The organism is Paenibacillus sp. VT-400 (assembly GCF_001029205.1).
GTDB classification, from domain to species: domain Bacteria; phylum Bacillota; class Bacilli; order Paenibacillales; family Paenibacillaceae; genus Paenibacillus; species Paenibacillus amylolyticus.
Map to the genome: position 1 here is coordinate 3,452,488 of NZ_LELF01000067.1, position 16,289 is coordinate 3,468,776.

24 protein-coding genes and 1 pseudogene are annotated in these 16,289 nt (G+C 44.4%); 7 read left to right on the plus strand and 18 right to left on the minus strand.

Annotated elements, in window-relative coordinates; all coding sequences use genetic code 11:
• Window positions 1–190 precede the first annotated feature (190 nt).
• Window positions 191–406 (minus strand): annotated as a pseudogene (locus tag EL84_RS31500) (sporulation initiation factor Spo0A C-terminal domain-containing protein); the annotation flags it as partial.
• Between the two features lie 141 nt (window positions 407–547).
• On the opposite strand from EL84_RS31500, the gene EL84_RS25845 reads away from it, so the two are divergent.
• Window positions 548–1,579, plus strand: coding sequence for a tyrosine-type recombinase/integrase (locus EL84_RS25845; protein ID WP_047843600.1), 1,032 nt, complete (start codon window positions 548–550; stop codon window positions 1,577–1,579).
• A 48-nt stretch (window positions 1,580–1,627) separates the two neighbouring features.
• Here EL84_RS25845 and EL84_RS25850 read toward each other — a convergent pair whose 3' ends face one another.
• The 7 genes from EL84_RS25850 to EL84_RS25880 all read right to left on the minus strand — a co-directional run bounded on the left by EL84_RS25850 (window position 1,628) and on the right by EL84_RS25880 (window position 4,279).
• The gene (locus EL84_RS25850) at window positions 1,628–1,837 is read right to left on the minus strand and encodes a hypothetical protein (protein WP_047843601.1); all 210 of its coding nucleotides are present in this window, start codon (window positions 1,835–1,837) and stop codon (window positions 1,628–1,630) included.
• A gap of 57 nt (window positions 1,838–1,894) precedes the next feature.
• The gene (locus EL84_RS25855) at window positions 1,895–2,107 is read right to left on the minus strand and encodes a hypothetical protein (RefSeq protein ID WP_047843602.1); all 213 of its coding nucleotides are present in this window, start codon (window positions 2,105–2,107) and stop codon (window positions 1,895–1,897) included.
• Window positions 2,108–2,121: 14 nt separating this feature from the next.
• A complete protein-coding gene (locus EL84_RS25860; protein WP_047843603.1) occupies window positions 2,122–2,703 on the minus strand; it encodes a hypothetical protein in 582 nt (193 codons plus the stop codon).
• A gap of 157 nt (window positions 2,704–2,860) precedes the next feature.
• A complete protein-coding gene (locus tag EL84_RS25865; RefSeq protein WP_047843604.1) occupies window positions 2,861–3,103 on the minus strand; it encodes a hypothetical protein in 243 nt (80 codons plus the stop codon).
• A 1-nt stretch (window position 3,104) separates the two neighbouring features.
• Window positions 3,105–3,791, minus strand: coding sequence for an N-acetylmuramoyl-L-alanine amidase (locus EL84_RS25870; protein ID WP_047843605.1), 687 nt, complete (start codon window positions 3,789–3,791; stop codon window positions 3,105–3,107).
• 1 nt (window position 3,792) lies between these two features.
• Complete coding sequence (locus EL84_RS25875) at window positions 3,793–4,101, minus strand: BhlA/UviB family holin-like peptide (protein ID WP_047843606.1); 309 nt, start codon at window positions 4,099–4,101, stop codon at window positions 3,793–3,795.
• On the minus strand, window positions 4,082–4,279 hold the full coding sequence (locus EL84_RS25880; RefSeq protein WP_047843607.1) for a hypothetical protein: 198 nt from the start codon (window positions 4,277–4,279) through the stop codon (window positions 4,082–4,084). The genes EL84_RS25875 and EL84_RS25880 overlap by 20 nt, the downstream gene beginning before the upstream one ends.
• Window positions 4,280–4,357: 78 nt before the next feature.
• Here EL84_RS25880 and EL84_RS25885 point away from each other — a divergent pair, with 78 nt between their 5' ends.
• On the plus strand, window positions 4,358–4,573 hold the full coding sequence (locus EL84_RS25885; protein WP_047843608.1) for a DUF3892 domain-containing protein: 216 nt from the start codon (window positions 4,358–4,360) through the stop codon (window positions 4,571–4,573).
• On the opposite strand, the gene EL84_RS32070 is transcribed toward EL84_RS25885, so the two are convergent.
• From EL84_RS32070 to EL84_RS25895, 3 genes are all read right to left on the minus strand, one after another.
• Window positions 4,570–4,725 (minus strand): hypothetical protein, encoded by a 156-nt coding sequence (locus EL84_RS32070; protein WP_161799446.1) that lies wholly within the window; start codon window positions 4,723–4,725, stop codon window positions 4,570–4,572. The genes EL84_RS25885 and EL84_RS32070 overlap by 4 nt on opposite strands.
• A 366-nt stretch (window positions 4,726–5,091) precedes the next feature.
• On the minus strand, window positions 5,092–5,238 hold the full coding sequence (locus EL84_RS31885) for a hypothetical protein (protein WP_161799447.1): 147 nt from the start codon (window positions 5,236–5,238) through the stop codon (window positions 5,092–5,094).
• 53 nt (window positions 5,239–5,291) lie between these two features.
• Window positions 5,292–5,786: a hypothetical protein gene (locus tag EL84_RS25895; RefSeq protein WP_047843610.1), complete on the minus strand. Its 495-nt coding sequence runs from the start codon at window positions 5,784–5,786 to the stop codon at window positions 5,292–5,294.
• A 14-nt stretch (window positions 5,787–5,800) separates the two neighbouring features.
• On the opposite strand from EL84_RS25895, the gene EL84_RS25900 reads away from it, so the two are divergent.
• Complete coding sequence (locus EL84_RS25900; RefSeq protein ID WP_047843611.1) at window positions 5,801–6,313, plus strand: hypothetical protein; 513 nt, start codon at window positions 5,801–5,803, stop codon at window positions 6,311–6,313.
• A gap of 255 nt (window positions 6,314–6,568) precedes the next feature.
• Here the strand turns inward: EL84_RS25900 and EL84_RS25910 are convergent, their stop codons facing one another.
• Window positions 6,569–7,411 (minus strand): DUF4393 domain-containing protein, encoded by an 843-nt coding sequence (locus EL84_RS25910; protein WP_047843613.1) that lies wholly within the window; start codon window positions 7,409–7,411, stop codon window positions 6,569–6,571.
• 402 nt (window positions 7,412–7,813) lie between these two features.
• On the opposite strand from EL84_RS25910, the gene EL84_RS32075 reads away from it, so the two are divergent.
• Both EL84_RS32075 and EL84_RS25920 read left to right on the plus strand, forming a co-directional pair.
• Window positions 7,814–7,954, plus strand: coding sequence for a hypothetical protein (locus tag EL84_RS32075; protein WP_161799448.1), 141 nt, complete (start codon window positions 7,814–7,816; stop codon window positions 7,952–7,954).
• A gap of 314 nt (window positions 7,955–8,268) precedes the next feature.
• Window positions 8,269–8,466, plus strand: a complete 198-nt coding sequence (locus EL84_RS25920) for a hypothetical protein (RefSeq protein WP_235431592.1) — start codon at window positions 8,269–8,271, stop codon at window positions 8,464–8,466.
• Between the two features lie 311 nt (window positions 8,467–8,777).
• On the opposite strand, the gene EL84_RS25925 is transcribed toward EL84_RS25920, so the two are convergent.
• Entirely contained in the window at window positions 8,778–9,524 is a 747-nt protein-coding gene (locus tag EL84_RS25925) for a hypothetical protein (protein ID WP_047843615.1), read from the minus strand.
• A 792-nt stretch (window positions 9,525–10,316) separates the two neighbouring features.
• Here EL84_RS25925 and EL84_RS33160 point away from each other — a divergent pair.
• A complete protein-coding gene (locus tag EL84_RS33160) occupies window positions 10,317–10,427 on the plus strand; it encodes a putative holin-like toxin (RefSeq protein WP_414855720.1) in 111 nt (36 codons plus the stop codon).
• Window positions 10,428–10,541: 114 nt separating this feature from the next.
• On the opposite strand, the gene EL84_RS25930 is transcribed toward EL84_RS33160, so the two are convergent.
• On the minus strand, window positions 10,542–10,928 hold the full coding sequence (locus EL84_RS25930; protein WP_047843616.1) for a hypothetical protein: 387 nt from the start codon (window positions 10,926–10,928) through the stop codon (window positions 10,542–10,544).
• 223 nt (window positions 10,929–11,151) lie between these two features.
• Window positions 11,152–11,463 carry a hypothetical protein gene (locus tag EL84_RS25935; RefSeq protein ID WP_047843617.1) on the minus strand — a complete coding sequence of 104 codons (312 nt, stop codon included), beginning with the start codon at window positions 11,461–11,463 and terminating at the stop codon, window positions 11,152–11,154.
• Between the two features lie 75 nt (window positions 11,464–11,538).
• On the opposite strand from EL84_RS25935, the gene EL84_RS25940 reads away from it, so the two are divergent.
• Window positions 11,539–12,066: a DUF3102 domain-containing protein gene (locus EL84_RS25940; RefSeq protein WP_047843618.1), complete on the plus strand. Its 528-nt coding sequence runs from the start codon at window positions 11,539–11,541 to the stop codon at window positions 12,064–12,066.
• 517 nt (window positions 12,067–12,583) lie between these two features.
• Here the strand turns inward: EL84_RS25940 and EL84_RS25945 are convergent.
• From EL84_RS25945 to spoIVB, 3 genes are all read right to left on the minus strand, one after another.
• Entirely contained in the window at window positions 12,584–13,531 is a 948-nt protein-coding gene (locus EL84_RS25945) for a tyrosine-type recombinase/integrase (protein WP_053061614.1), read from the minus strand.
• Window positions 13,532–13,839: 308 nt separating this feature from the next.
• Window positions 13,840–14,649 (minus strand): sporulation transcription factor Spo0A, encoded by an 810-nt coding sequence (spo0A, locus tag EL84_RS25950; RefSeq protein ID WP_047843619.1) that lies wholly within the window; start codon window positions 14,647–14,649, stop codon window positions 13,840–13,842.
• A gap of 195 nt (window positions 14,650–14,844) precedes the next feature.
• Entirely contained in the window at window positions 14,845–16,173 is a 1,329-nt protein-coding gene (spoIVB, locus tag EL84_RS25955) for a SpoIVB peptidase (protein WP_036614352.1), read from the minus strand.
• Between the last annotated feature and the right edge of the window lie 116 nt (window positions 16,174–16,289).

A 16,289-nucleotide genomic window follows, 5' to 3' on the forward strand; every position in this document is an offset into this window, starting at 1 on the left:
TTTCGTTATGCAAAAATACCGTCATTTACTGGATATCTTTAATCCAATAAATGACGGTATTCGTTGGCATGTATTACAGAAGTTTAGTGGCATGAAATGAACGAATTCAGATATAGGCCGCCAAAATTTATTTGGCTAGAACATGTAATGAAACCAAACTATACTTGCCAACTCACTACTCCTGACCCTTTCAGCTTACCTTATGCTCAATTCTCAGCTTGTCAGCGACCATCGCGATGAATTCCGAATTTGTCGGCTTCGACTTGCTGATGTTGATCGTGTAACCAAACAAGTGGCTGATGTTGTCGATGTTGCCGCGTGTCCATGCCACTTCAATGGCATGACGGATGGCACGTTCGACGCGGGATGGCGTGGTTTTGAATTTTTCGGCAATCGCCGGATACAGAAATCCGCTAGTTTAAACGGTCAACGTGACGCAAAGTTTAGCGTGAACATACGCGAAATAGTCTGTCGCTATAGCGATAAAGATTTCGCAGCTTTATCGGAACATTTAGCGTAAATTTATCGCTAAAGGAGGCGCTGATAAATGGCGCAGAAAACACCGAAGTTTACGTTTGTATCGAAAGAGGGTAAGCCGCTTAAGCTTGCGTTAGGAGATCGCATCGCGCAGTTTCTCGACTCTAAGCGCAGAGAACGTCGCGCAGTAAAAACGGTCAGTGCATACGCGCAGGTCTTGAATCAATTCGAGAAATGGTATAACGAACGTGAGTACGACGAAATTAATACGGAGATCCTACGTGAGTACATCGAATATCTCTCGTTCGGGAAGGTACGCTGGGACGATCATCCGACGAGTCCAAACGGTGCAAAAGGGCTATCGCCACGGACGATAAACAACGTCATACGTAATATGCGCATCTTCTTTAATTACTTAATAGAAGAAAGAGTTATCACGTACAACCCAATGGAGGCAGTTAAATACCAGGCGGAAGCAAAAGATACATTCGATATATTCACGGACGACGAAGTAGTCAAGCTACTCAGCGCACCTAACCGAAGAGTGTACACGGGCCGACGGGATTATTGCATGATGCTTCTTCTCTGCGACACCGGCCTCCGTATTAAAGAGCTGACGAATCTACGCGTATCAGACGTTAACTTTAAGACGCGGCAAATAATCGTCCGCGCTGAGACGACAAAGACGAACATGACTCGCGTAGTCCCTATCTCCCCGCTTACCGCCCGTGAGCTTGAGAACTTGATTTCGTACATGGACGTAAGTGACGACGATCCGCTGTGGCTCACGCAATTCGGCGAACGCTATTACGGGGACACCTTCGCGAAGATGCTTAAACTTTACACAAAGCGCGTCGGCGTAACAGGAGCGCGTGTATCTCCGCATACGTTTCGGCATTATTTTGCGGTTAAGTTTCTCCGTGAAGGAGGCGACGCGTTGACGCTGGCACGCATTTTAGGCCATACATCGCTTAACATGACCCAGGTATACGCGAAGTTCACAGGAACAGATATACGTGAGCAACACGATAAAGCGAGTCCGATTTCGAGTTTGATCGATAAAGGCAACGAGAAGAAGCGCGGTAAACGGTTGTTTAAATAAAAACAAAAAAAAACACAGCTTGGACTCAACGTTCAAGCTGTGTTTTTACTATTCTTTTTTGTCCTTGCCATTTTGATCTTGTTTGCTGGAGTTTTCAAAAGTTTGACCGAAGCCTTTCTCGATATCAACTGTCCTGATCTGTATGCTTTCAAGCATAACTTCGGTCCCAAAACTTACAATATCGTTGCTATCAGAAGAATCAGCACTAAGGCTATCTAGTATATCGTCCCACCCATAATCGTCATCCTTACTACTCATATGTACACCTCCCCCTTAACAAATAAAAACAACATAATAACTTGCTGTATGTTGTTTTTATTTGTTACCATTGTCGTCCTTGCCGTCTTGGTTTTGTTTATTGAAAAACTCTAAAGAATGACCAAAACCTTTTTCAATAATCTCTGTCCCGAAACTAGCGCTTTCGTTCATATCTTGGGTCCCAAAGCTAGCAACCTCGCTACTATCTGATGTTTCTGCTTTCAGTCCATCTAGTATGTCGTCCCAACCTTGATCGTCTTGATTGCTCATATGTTCACCTCCTCTCAAGAAATGAAAAGATTAATTATGTACCCTATTGCTGCCAAAATTAGAGCGGCAAAAGCGTATTGTGTTCCTTTTTTGAAAATAAGAACTTTCTCTGTATTAACTTCATTGTTACGAGTAACAACTTGCTGGTAGTCAACCATAATTGCCGTTGCAAGAGCATTTTCATTTTCATTAGCACGTGCCGCCGTAAACCCACTTAACTTCAACCTCTTGTGAGTCTTAACAGAAAGTACTTTAATAAACATGTACACCGAGATAAGTATTGTTAATAACGCTCCAACGAAGAACAAAAATGAAAGAACAAACGGGGTTGCCTCAATCAATGTGTAAGTCTTCCCAGTGAACTTGGGAAGTTTTAATTTTTCAAGCATAAATACCAGGAGAGCACCTAGGAAAGCTATAAATATACCTGTCCTACTCTCAATACTGCGACCCCTCTCAAGTTCATACTCATACTCAGCTTGAATAACAGTAAGTAGAAACGGTCCTGATTCATACCTTTTCTTATTATCAGTAGCCCCTTGTTTCTCGACTTCTTCCTTCTCTCCTGATTGTTCGTTGTTTTCAGCAGTTTCCATTTAGCACCCCTCTTAATATATTTATTTTATTGTACCTCAACACAAATTTGTTTTCATTAAAAATCATTATATATATATACAGAAAAGGCGCAGCCCTCAACGGAATCTCTCCCGCGAGAACTGCGCCTTTTCATTCTATTCCGTTTTCTTATCCGCCTTACGTCTCGTCGCTCCGCTTCTTCAACGTTTTAGCCCCGATATCATACAGCTTACACGCAGCTAGTCCCGTCATGATCCCCGTCATAATCCCATCCGCAACGGAATCCACCGGAATATAAAAGAGACCCGCGCCTAATCCGAGCACCATCGATAACAGCGGAATCCACTTTGCCGCAACGTACAATTTCGCAAACTCACCGATCGCAATAATCACCGCAACCACTACGCCAATTTCGTACATATTATTTCGCCTCCTTCGTAATCGTCACCGTTTTAGTCTTCGCGTCCCACGTTACCTTCGCGCCTAATGCTTCCGCTACTGCACGCGCAGGTGTATACGTAGTCCCTCCTTCAAGCACGCCGTCTGTCACTTTCTTACCGTTAACAACTACGCTTACGATTACGTCCTTCTTCACGTTAGCATCCGCCACCTTTTCGTTTAGTTTCGCATCTACCGCCGCTTTAAACAGACCCCATCCGGTCCACGCGCCACCATCGTACATTAAGCGCGGACAGATTTTACCAGACCAATCGTAGTGGCGACGCAATCGATCAACGCCCCATCCGCGTTCCTTCAACATCGCCGCAACGAGAGTAACCGCGTTATCTAGCGTCTTTGCGTAATTGCCGGATTCACAGATTTCAACGCCGATTGACGTACGGTTTCCGGACTTGGCTCCGCTACCATCTCCGGAATGCCAAGCGTTCTCACTAAGCGGAATACATTCGATAGCCTCGCGCTCATCTACGGCGATGTGGAATGACGCGGTGCGTGCGTTCGTTGGATTCGTCAACCAAGCGCGCTCATTAGCTGCGGAACTTGACGGATTACCCGTATTGTGTATCGTAATCGTCGTCGCGTTCATTACGTTGGCTGGACGCCGATTAAACGCAGCACCTTTCGGAATATAATCTTTGCGATAGTTCACGTTATCGCTCCCCTTTCATTACGGACTTAATCTCCGTTACATCCAACGACAGCCCTTCGTATTGAGACGCCAGCGTTTCGAAGCGCCCCGTTAAATCCTCCGCTAGTCGCATGAGCCGTTCCTCTCTGCGCAGCGCGTCCGAGTACATCTGATCCTCGCGTTCCTTGGCGGCGGCCATCATGCGGTCTTCGCGGGCGCGACCGTCGTCCTGTATCCGCGCCATCTGACGCCACAATAGGAATCCGGCCACGACGAATAGGACCGCGAATAGGCCCTCCTTTAGCGCGCTATTAAATATCGCCTGCTCCATCCGCGGTTTCCTCCGTTTCTAACGCAGCCAGCGCCGTCCCAATTTCGTAATCAAGTGCGCGGAGTATTTCCGCTTGGCCGTCAGGATGATACGCAAGGACGGCGGATATGACTGCGGTAATTTCCGGGACTGGTTGCGCCAGGTCTACGGTACATTCGAGTAGTGTGCGTGATTTCATATTTAATTCTCCTAACAAATAAAATGAGAGACTTGAATAGTAGTTTGTCGTATATTGGAATTATAAGGAGGTGATAGTATGCCAAACTCTAACAGACCTAGACTTGAGGTAATCAAAGAGAGTGAAACCGGTCTTAATCAAAAGTTCCGAGACAATAAGACTGGGGAAACGCTAACCCGAGGTCAAGTTGCTGATCGGATAAAAGATTATCCAGACTACCATGTAATGCGGTCAGACGGAAGACGAATCATCCGCTCCAATCCGGATAGCAGTAGAAACAACAACCTTGACTAATCAATGACTACGCTAAAGCCTTCTTTAACAATCCACTCGCCGTCGTCGGACAGGATCGCAATAATCTCGTTCTGTCCGTCCTCGGTCGTCAGTCTTCCAGTACCTTTTCGCGTGATTACGATTTGTTCATTGTGCTCTCCGTTTATGATCATTTTTTATTCCCCTATTAATAGTTTATAAATATAGCGAGGTGTTCTCAGGTGAGAAAAGCAAAACGAGTACTTGACTATATTCGCCAAAATGGTCGAGTCTCTTATAAGGAGATTCGCGATAAAGTTCTAGGCGGCAATGAGGATGAGTTACGAGTAATCCTCGCCTACTTACATACAAAAGGAATGATAACCGTAAAGCATACCGATCAAAGAACACTGCATACTTCCTACGCGAGTATCACAGCTAAAGGACATGCAGAGCCGTTGTTTGTGATAGAAAAGCGCCTAAACACGCTCAGTAAGTTCGTCACTCATGCAGTAACAGTCGCTATCACTGCGATAGTAACATTCGTCATCACAAAGCTGCTAAGTTAAATAATTCGCAATGAGCACGATGGGCAAAACGATCCACGGCACACTAAGCCAAGCGGATATCGTTACCCACCGGTCTAACTCGCGCTCAAGCCGTTTGATTTCGTCATACATCACGTTCCCTCCGTTTCTATACAACATAAAAAGGCCCCCGCCAATGTTGGCAAGAGCCTTGATTAATGTATTCGTATAATTCACTTTATTCTTAGCTGCTCAATCTCTTTCTGCAATTCGACAATCTTAGCGTCCAACACCTTGATGCGCTCAACGGTTTCTTTATAAGAGTCCGTATCCTGATACTTCAATCCAGTGTCACGGTACATCGGTATCTCCGCGTACATCTGAACATTGTAATCAATGCCTTGCTGCAGACGCGCGATCTCTGCCTCGTGTACCTCGATTGCCTTATCACGTTGCGCAATCTGCTCTGTTCTTACGGTATCGTCGAATCCCGGTACTTCCAATCCGGGCACTCCTTTCGTGGTGCTTTCTAGGTCAACGACTGACCCGCTATATGAAACGTCGTATCCGGAGGATTCGCCAATCTCACGAACCGGCGCATAAGTCACTCCGTTTACGATTATCGCTTTGTTCTTCGTTGGCTCTCCGTCAATTCTTACCGTTACCTCTTTCGCTACCTTCTTACCAACGAGAGTAGGCGCGGCCGCTAAGAGTAGACGATTCAGCAAAGGCGAGTTTTGCTTTGATCGCCGAATCAGCAGCGGCTGACCTCGTTTTGAACTCTCCTTATGTAACGGACCATCTCATTCAGCATGGACTTATTGATCGAGGACAGCATACAGCATTCGCACCCGTGTTTACGGCAAATCTGCGCGCTCAAATGTACGGTACGGAAGAGGGTCGCGGACATAAATTGACCACTGTTACAGCGAACAAGCGCGCGGAAGCGGTAACGGTTCACACACTCCGGAACTTTCCTAGGGTGGCGGCTAAGGTAAAGGCGCGTCGAAAATCGGATAATGAACTATTCCTCGGTAATCGTGAGGCCGCGTTGGTCGAGAGCCTGCAATGCGATTATATAGCCGGCACAAAGTTGTCTGCTCAAGCTGAGACAGCAGCAGGTATCGCGTTACTTCGGCGATTTTCAAACGAGTTACCGAAGTTTCGGCACTTTCTACACCTAATGAACGTGGATGTGAGAGATGCAATCGGATTACGTGAATTTGCGACAGAGGGTAAAGTGAGGAATATTTGAACTTGTTTTACAATGACTCGCTATATTTCCAGCGCAGACAAGGATTGATTGTCCAAAAGGGAGCATTAGGAGATGTAACGGATAGCGTTATCACTTTACGAAGAACAAAAGGTACAATCTTTACCGAGGGAGCTATTGCACATGTTATTGAAAAGCTAGGCTTAAATTACGAAACAATAATTAGGAGAGTGGAAGAAAACACTAATGCAGCATAGTATAGCTTTAGGCCGCGTGCAAATACGCGGCCTAAAATAATTATTTACTTGTTTCATTACATGCTTTTAGGAACTGGATTCCGTAATCAGTTATAAAATATGCATTTCTAAAAAAGTCGACATTGTAAAATTGACTAAGTCCATACTGAGTAGTCATTCTGGTTAAAAAATCTTGCTTATCCAGTTTCAGTCTGTTTTCAAGTTTGGTATAAATAAACTCATAGTCGAGTTCTTCTCTTCCTTCACTTTTACCCAAGATACCAAGTCCAAGTAAATTGTGAATGTATAAGTTATCATTATCAGGGAAGTCAAGATTACACATGTCTGGCAGAGCGCTATAAGTTTTGTCGGAGAAGAATCTGGAGTCCTCATCAGATATTATAGAGGAGACTAGAAGATCAACCGCCGGAATTGATTTCATATTATTATCGAATAAATACTTAAGAATAAGTGCTTCATCATGAGACAAGCTAGCAACTGTATTAATAAATCCAGGGTGTGCGATTCCGATCGTTTCTTTGGATGCCCCCTTTAATAAGAGGTTAATATACATTTCACTTATTGCTGAGTTGCTAGTATAAGTTAGCTTTTCTATTATCGGTGCAGCTAGTTCTAAAGGAATCTCACTTTTACTATCATCCTCAATTTTATTAAATCCCTCTTCTAGCTTTTTAACATTTTGTGCGTATATAAGCTGCTGTTTAACATTCCACAGTCTAATACTGTTAAAAGCATTTGATATAACTCCTGTTAAAGCTCCAGAAATACTTCCTAAGTTCAAAGCAGTTGGCTGTACAAGATCACCATATAATTCCTTAGTGACTTCCGGTGGCAAAACTGAAAGGTCTATCAAACTTATCTTATTATTATCCGTATCAGTCAAACTAATTCTCCTCTACTATGTAATAGTTACTATATTCAAAAACAGATAGGTATCGTAAGAGGACGGCTAACACAACGCCTTCTCACTCCAAATATACCACAATGAACCGTACATGTTAAACATATATGAGAGTTAATCGATATGACAACGGTAATCACGATCATCGGAGTAGTCGGATTGGCGGTATCACTCGTAGCCTTAACGGTATCCATCCGAAACAGCCGCCGCAAGTAACATATGTACGCTGCGAACGCTGCAACAGAAGCGGGCGATACAACGATTGATACCTCTACTTCGGTTGGGACCCGGATGACATCATTGCAGCACTCGCCTTCATAACGCTAGCACTCGTATTTTTCTTCGAATCGGAAACGAACAAATAGCGCTGAGGGGGGCGCAACTATGCATATAAATTTGAACGTACACCGACCGGATACAGCGTCAGAACCGCGCCAGCCGAACGTATCGAACGCGAACAGGCTGCGCGTGATTGGGCGGCGATGGCTGATTACGGGATCAATCGGGGCGTTAACGCTCATTTAATAAAGGAGTCGTGACTTCTCTCTCTAGGTAGGCGATCAGTAACCCAGTTATAAAGGTTGTGGGCGGCCTCTAGAATTGCGGCGATAAGTATGTACCACGTCAAATTGCTATTAAGTATGTCTGAAACCTTATCCCGCTCAGTTAATATGAGCTGAAAGTAAGTATAGAGAGCTATCGCGCTGTAAATTCCAAACTTCAACGCACTAAATAATTTGTCAATAAACTGTAGTAGTATGTACAAAATTTACTCTCCTTCTGTTCTTTTTAACCAAAATATACTACTAAACCATTAGAAAAAATAGGGAGTGACCGAATTGAACGACAATCTAACGCACATTTTCGCAATGCAGAACGCGCTTGACCATCGTATTATCCAGGAGCGTGGTATTGAAAAGACGACCGACGAATGGGTAGTCGGAATCACACTCGCAATGGAATCGGAGACGAGATCCGCCGCGAAGTTAACTGGAAGTGGTGGAAGAATCCGAAGCCGATCGATAAGGACGCGCTAAAAGGCGAAGTAATCTGTTTCGAACGAGTATAAAGTTAAAGGCCCTCGTAGCGAGAGCCAGTAGATAAGATTAATTATGTCCAGAACCATTTATTACGAAGTTCAACTTGTTTACAGATTGCACAGTATGACCGACCTAACATAGCCGCTATTACGTGGGCAGTTGCGTACATGTCAGCCTTATCTTTCCGAGTGGGCTTCGATAAGGGAAACGTACCCGGACAGGCAAGGCGCACTATGTATGGGGATTTGACGGTGAGAACATGGAAGAACCGCAAACCCTGCGACGGGCTGCGGTTATATAAGGTGATATTACTCTGTATTAGGTGCTGTAAGAACATCTGAGAGCCTGCCGAGCACATCTGATGCACCGTAAAAGATATCATCAAGCACCGCTAATACCGGTTGATCAATATCCTTAAATTTAAATTCAACTTCCACGTTGCCCTCATAACTAAACTCACTAGGAAAGTCACCTAGATTCATATTTGTAATATCAAGGTCATTCATACCAAAGGCTGAGGAACCATTCTCCCCTACGAAGGTGGTATTAGTAATTGTAACATTACCATCGTTAGTAACAAGTTTATGAATGTGTACTGTTTCCTTTTTTTTCTGTGCTGTGAGGCTTCTATGTTTATTGTTATTACTAAGTTCAACAAGATTGTTAGTCCAATTTACCCCATCTACTGTCATAAATCCTTGGGCACTTTCAAGAATATTCTTTATTTCTGGATTATGTTCTTCTACTCCTGGAAATTTATTCCTTATAATATCGTCAAAATTACTCTTTGACTTTAAAATAGGGAAGTAAATTCCCTTCTCATGTTTTTCCCGATTTCTCTCCCCAACATTCTGTCTACTTTTATCCGTGTATATCTGCCAAGCTGCGTAGTCAAGAGCGGATCTTATGTTATCTAAGAAGTGTTTAACTTTTAGACGAAGCATCTTCGACACTTCTTTTTCTTTAAAGGAGTTTTCGTAACTAATTTTTATTAATGTAAGCTGGTTTTCGGCATCTTTTAATAAATGAAGCGAATCAGATATCGGTGTGCTCATAGCTTCATTCTCCTCTCATCCCGCATATTTAAACGTACAGACTGCGCGCATAACGTTCATCTCCATAAACACCGCTTCCAACGAGTTCCGCGCCGATAAATATAAATATGAGCGTACGGTCCATTTGCGATTATCAGAAGTTAGCAGACGCACTAGACGTAGTCCTTTCGTTTTGGGTTACGTATACACTTCGACAAATTGGCGCAAAATTCCTGCTGCTATTCGGCGTCAAAATCGAAGGAGTGAACGTATAATGTACGCCGTCTAATTGAGAACCGGAATGTTCAACACGTACTATTTCGGAATCGTATTCGCGGCGGTATTATGCGCTTGGTTTCCGTTTCCGCCTAACGCGTTTTTGATGATCGTAATAGCGTGTCCGCTTATCGTAGCGTTATGGGTTTACGCGTTCATCAACGGGACAATTCCCGGAATGAATTTGTAAGAGAACGGGAGAATTCGGGAGATATAAGGAGTACGTTGTTTTATCGCGAAAGTTAGAAAACCCGGTCTAAATACCTACGAAGTTGGAGTTTTTCTACAAGTTGGATAAATTTTTATTCAATACGTGGAAAAAATTCTACAGTTAAAGCATTTCGCGAGTAGTAGTAAAAATGCTCTGATAAGCGAAATCGCCGAATTTGCACTTTGAAAGAAACACGCTAGTCCACTTATAATCGGAGGTGTCAACGAGATGATAGAAGCATTTTCATTCATTTCTTGTTCCCCTTTTTATACGAACATTGACACTCATATCCTATAATCTATAATACAAAGAAAGGAGGTGAAGGAATGAGTACATACCAAGCGTTGGACGTTATGCTTAACTTCGGTATTTTAATCTTCACAATGTTAGCCTTTATCACATCAGTTATTTTCTTTATAAACGCAAAGAAGCGATAGCCTCCCCGCCAAGAGCTGCTACCGCGATCACTATTCAGTATTAATCATAAACCTTACCGCCAACGCACGCAACACCCAAGACGCAGTCTAACCTGACGCTGCGTCTTTTTCTGTCTACTCCGGTGATAACTTTACTAATGGCCGCGTTCCCTCATTCACCCCGAGATACTTCCGCATCAACACGCCAGCCTCCGCCGACATAAACGCCCACCTTATCCGCATTTGCGACTCATAGCCGCGGCATTTATAGCGCGCCGTTACTCCGTCACTATCCGTTACCTCTTCGTAGACCTTAATCCCGCGCGTACGGAATCCTTTGCGTACTTCGTAGAGGTCTGCGGTGAGTTTGCGCTGAGCTTCCGCAATGACGTCGACGTACGGACCCGGCGTCTTGAGCGTTGCGTTAATAAGCGCGATGTCCCGTTCGAATGCGGTTAGGACACGCGGGAGAATAATATGCGATTTGAGGAGCGTGTGGTCTTCCGAGGTGATATCGATCATGGGCGGTGAGCCTCCGTTTAATCCGTGTGTAGAACGTTTGTTCTTAGTATAGCGCGGAGGCGGCGGATTATACAAGCGTGGGTAAACCGCTCGACGTCGCGCGAAATGGATTGCGCAGATATCCGAAATAAATAGTTGCAGCGATGCGCTCCTGTAATGACAAACAAGCCCGCAATCGGAAACGTTATCCGCTGCGGGCGAGTGTACAGGCAGTATTCATCATTCAGTGGGTTAGAGAAATTTCACGTTCTCCTGTTTCTACAAAAGAGTCATCATCTGGACCACGTCGAACAACGTTGTAGTGAATTCTCACTTTATGAGTGCAACTCCATTTTCTTGGGCCACCCCATACGCCCCCATCCGTATCTGTTTCTCTACCTAAGTCATCATAACTTACGTCAGTAACCTTCCAATCTACCCCATGACGCTTTTCAACTTCCCCGAGGCAGGCTTCGCAAGCTTTTTGGTAAGACCAGGAGTGTTTCTCAGACGAAGGTTTTTCAATAGACCAAGCAAATTCAAATGAGTGCTCCATTATTCAAGGTACCTCCTTTTGATGTAATCAGGAATTAATATTGTCAATAAGATTAACTACAATTCCTGTTAATAAATGACAACGAATGATCTCGCGCTCTCATCCGACCTCCCAACGCTAACTGCCGAGATCAACGCATACAAACGCGTGGCTGGCGAAGCGATATTCGAAATTGGGCGCCGATTGAAACACATTAAAGAGACGAAGCTGGCGGAAGAGCGCGGGGGCTGGACAACATGGTGCGAAGTTTGTATCGAGATGCCCGTGCGTCACGCTAATAAGTTTGTGCAAATTGTTTCCGAGTTGGGTGATCGGTGGTCGACGTCTACCACTTTGGCGTTCGAAGCCCTTTACCAAATCGCAACGCTCCCGCCTGAAGAGCGCACTCGCGGCCATACGGTTCCGTCCACAGGCGAGACTAAAACGGTTGACGAAATGACCGTGCGCGAGCTACGCGAAGTTAAAGCCGCGCTTAAGGCGGAAAGAGAAGCGCGGGAGGAAGCGGAGCGCCAACGTAGTAAAGTGGAATCGGACTACGAAACCGTCCGCGATACTCTCGAATCTATGCGTGAGCAGCCGCCACAAGTCGAGTATGTGTTATAGTACAAATTAACGTTACCAATTCCGGTCGCCGGGCATTTAATCCAACGCATCCTATTGACTTTTTCGACGTCGTGTGTATAATATAATATCTTTTAAAGACTTTAAAGATTTAAGATCTTTTACTCAGTTATTCACTACGTTCATAACTTCGTACGCCCCGATAACAAGTGATCGTGTCGGATAGATGGGCATCTCACATAGAATTGCGCGTCAGAACTAAAGAAAAAGACAATACGATACGCCTCGCCGCCCTCCTCCACCGAACCCTCCGAATCGCCGCCGTGAAATCTACGTGAAATTGCCGTTGATTTAGCCGTTCAAATAGCGCGTGAGGGTATTCGTTAGGGTCAGCGATTAAACACGCTAATTTCACGTGAATTTTACGGGAAGTTCAAAGAGGCGCAAATTGTGACGCGTACGATGTCGGCTGGAAATGACGAAAGATAAATGTATGTATAATAGTGCAAACACGAAGAAAAACCGGACGGCTGCATGAGCTATCCGGTCTATTTACGCGTTAATTAAAGATCGAGTTTACCGGAGAAAACTTACCGTGTTGCTTCGAAATATCAACTTGGAACATCTCACTGTATAATTGCGCCATATGAAGCGATTTATGACCTAAAATTTTCATGAGACTTACGATATCTCCGCCGTTTAGAATGTAATTGCGAGCAAATGTATAACGTAACGAATGGCAAGAAACGCGGACGCCTTTTATCTTCGCAAGCTGTCCGTAGTCTGATATCTCCTCTTGAACAGTCCGGCGTTTGAGAGGAAGTCCGTCAATATTAACAAAGAATACGGATGTGTCCGTTTCGCCGCGTAACTCTAGGTATTCACGTAGATGGACAGCAAGAGTAGCGCTAAATGGAACGAGTCTTTCTTTGCGGCCCTTACCGAAAACCTGTATGACTTGCTCCTTCCAGTGAACATCCTCAACTCTAAAAGACATTGCTTCTTCTATGCGCAGACCTGTATCGAGTATAAGCAAAATAAAAACGTAGTTGCGAAACCCTGCAGGTGTGGCGCGATCGGGTACGTCCAACAATTTAGTAACCTGCTCGCGATTCAGTGTGCGGAGGACCCGCTTCTCTTCGACCATCTTATCGATTGGTTCCATTGGGTTCTCTATTAAATAACCAGAACTGGATAAGTAATTAAAGAAAGCCCTTAAATTCCTTATATATTTATTCACAGTAGGGGCGCTATTGCCAAGCTCCATTCTTGTTTGAATGAATTCTTGGACGTCCTCGACAATTATCTTATTGACCTTAATAATCTCATTCACTTCAAGAAAGACACTGAGTTTTTCTAAGGATTGAGAGTATGAGGATATAGTATTCTCTGTCAAGTTTTTCAACTTACGTGAGTTCAAAAACATATTAATAGCTGACTTCATATCCAACTCATCTTTAGTATGCCGCATCTCTAAGATCAACTTTCTTTTTTCCTTGTAGTCCATTATGTTAACCTCCTCGCTGTATTAAGAATTACGCTAACACATCCCGTCAGCTAAAAACAGAACAATTAGAATCAAAATGCAGAAAAACGCACGCCTCCGAAGAGACATGCGTTTGTATTCTTTCATTATATGCGCTATTATGTTTATCAGCTAAATGACCGATAAGTTTACGCTAAAATTGCGCGGAGATTCGGACAGTTTACCGGAACAACGTCCGCATAGTTTATCGGAATCTCGCGACCAACGGCCGATAAGTTTACGCGAACAATCGTTCTAGTGTACGTCTGAAAACGTTGATACAGCGGTATTTACGAGACCTTATGCTCAATTCTCAGCTTGTCAGCAACCATCGCGATGAACTCGCTATTTGTTGGCTTCGACTTGCTGATGTTGATCGTGTAACCAAACAAGTGGCTGATGCTGTCGATGTTGCCGCGTGTCCAAGCCACTTCAATGGCATGACGGATGGCACGTTCGACGCGGGACGGCGTGGTTTTGAATTTTTCGGCAATCGCCGGATACAGTGTTTTAGTGATGGCTCCCAAAATTTCGATATTGTTATACACCATCGTAATCGCTTCGCGCAAATACTGATATCCTTTAATATGCGCAGGAACGCCGATTTCATGTATGATGGACGTAATATTTGCATCCAGATTTTTGTGTTTGCCCATTGGCACAACATTGGATGATTTCATGAACATGGATGATCCGCTGCTTGTGGACATCGCCGTCTGTGTTCCCACCAGTTGACGCACACGATTCGCAAGCACTTCCATGTCAAACGGCTTAAGAATATAATAAGAAGCTCCGAGTTGCACGGCACGCTGTGTGATATTCTCTTGTCCGAATGCCGTAAGCATAATGACTTTAGGCTGTGGAGACAGGTTCAGGTCGCGCAAGCGCTTAAGCACACCCAGTCCGTCCAGGTGAGGCATGATAATATCCAGAATCAATACATCCGGCACATCCCGAGTTTGCTCCAGCAATTGCAGTACTTCTTCTCCATTGTATGCAATACCGGTTACTTCCATATCTTCCTGCTCAGATATATATTCGGCAAGCAAATTCGTAAATTCACGATTATCATCGGCCAGCAATACCTCAATTTTTTGCAAAACGGTATCCTCCTTTAAATTAAACATCGTTTCGTACATTTCCTTACACGTTTAATTTTCGACACAGCCAGTTAAATTCCTCCTGTCGAAAATTATTTTTCTTTATTTTTTTTTCTTGATCCTATATAATAAATAATTTATTTCATTATCCGATATATTATGTTTGCTTTCGACAAAAAAGAACCTCAGGGCTGTTTAGCCAGCCTTGAGGTTCTTATCGTTTTCCTTTTTCATCATAACGCCAGCATCTTGTAACATCCATTCAATGAAGCAACCGTAACCCGATTTTGGATCATTCACGAATACATGAGTAACTGCACCGATCAATTTACCATTTTGTACAATGGGGCTGCCACTCATCCCTTGAACGATACCTCCGGTCTTATCCAGCAGTTTCGGGTCCGTAATTCGAAGTACCAGACCTTTTGTTGCTGGTTCAGTTTGATCTGCCACATGAACAATGTCAATGGAGAAGCGTTCAACTTGTTGACCGTCAACCACGGTAAGTATTTCGGCCGGTCCTTCCTTTACTTCATGAGAAAAAGCGACGGGAATGCCTTTCGAATACAAACTGTGCTCAGGATTTCCAGACATTTTACCAAAGATACCAAAAGCCGTATTACGTTCAATATTGCCCAAAATTTTGCTTTCCTTGAGGAAATGAGCACGTTTTTCACCCGGATCACCGGTCTCGCTCTTCGAAATTGACGTTACATTGGACTGAACAATCTGACCACTACCCACAACAATAGATGTCTGTGTGTTCATATCTGTAATGACATGGCCCAGTGCGCCATATACGCCCTGATCGGGAGCATAGAAGGTAAGTGTGCCAACACCGGCTGCAGAATCACGAATGTACAATCCAAGCCTCCACGCTTGATCCTCGGAGTCATACGCCGGAGTTAATCGTGTCTTCACCGTTTCCTTACCACGTTTTAACACAACATCAATACCTTTTTTACTTTTCCCTGCAAGTTCAACGGCTTCAGAGACACCTGCTACGCCATCCAGACGTTTTCCATCCATATGCGTAATCAGATCTCCGAGCTTAATGCCCGCTGTTTCTCCGGGCGATACACGCTCATCCTGACCGGAACGGACCAGATGATGTCCAACCACCAGAATGCCTGCCGATTTAACCTTGACGCCAATCGTTTGTCCCCCGGGTACAACACGCAAATCCGGTATCACATTCACATGGACTGTTTTGACCGGAATTTTACCCCACAACTTCAACGTTAATTTGGCATGTCCCGTCTGTTGAGGGTGAAGATGCAAAGGTTGTTGCCTGGTAACATGCATCGCTGCCTGATCATCCAAACCAACGATATCAGGACGATCTACAACGGCGCTTGAAGCAGCAGGTACAGCGAGCCGGACATCCGCTTGCCTGCCAGCAAACACCTGCAATTCATCCGGCAGTGAAGCATAACTTTGCACAGGCTGAATGGCCTGGCTAATCACACAAAGAAAGAAGGCAAATAAAAGACCTAGCAATTTCTTCCTGAGGGGGGAATTCAATGGCTGTCACACTCCCTTTGCTTCTTTCGCTTGACGAAAGGTGGTCGCCAATTGCGTACCTATAAGATAACCTCGCCCCCAGGCTTTTATTACTGTCAATCATTACGCCAGCCGTC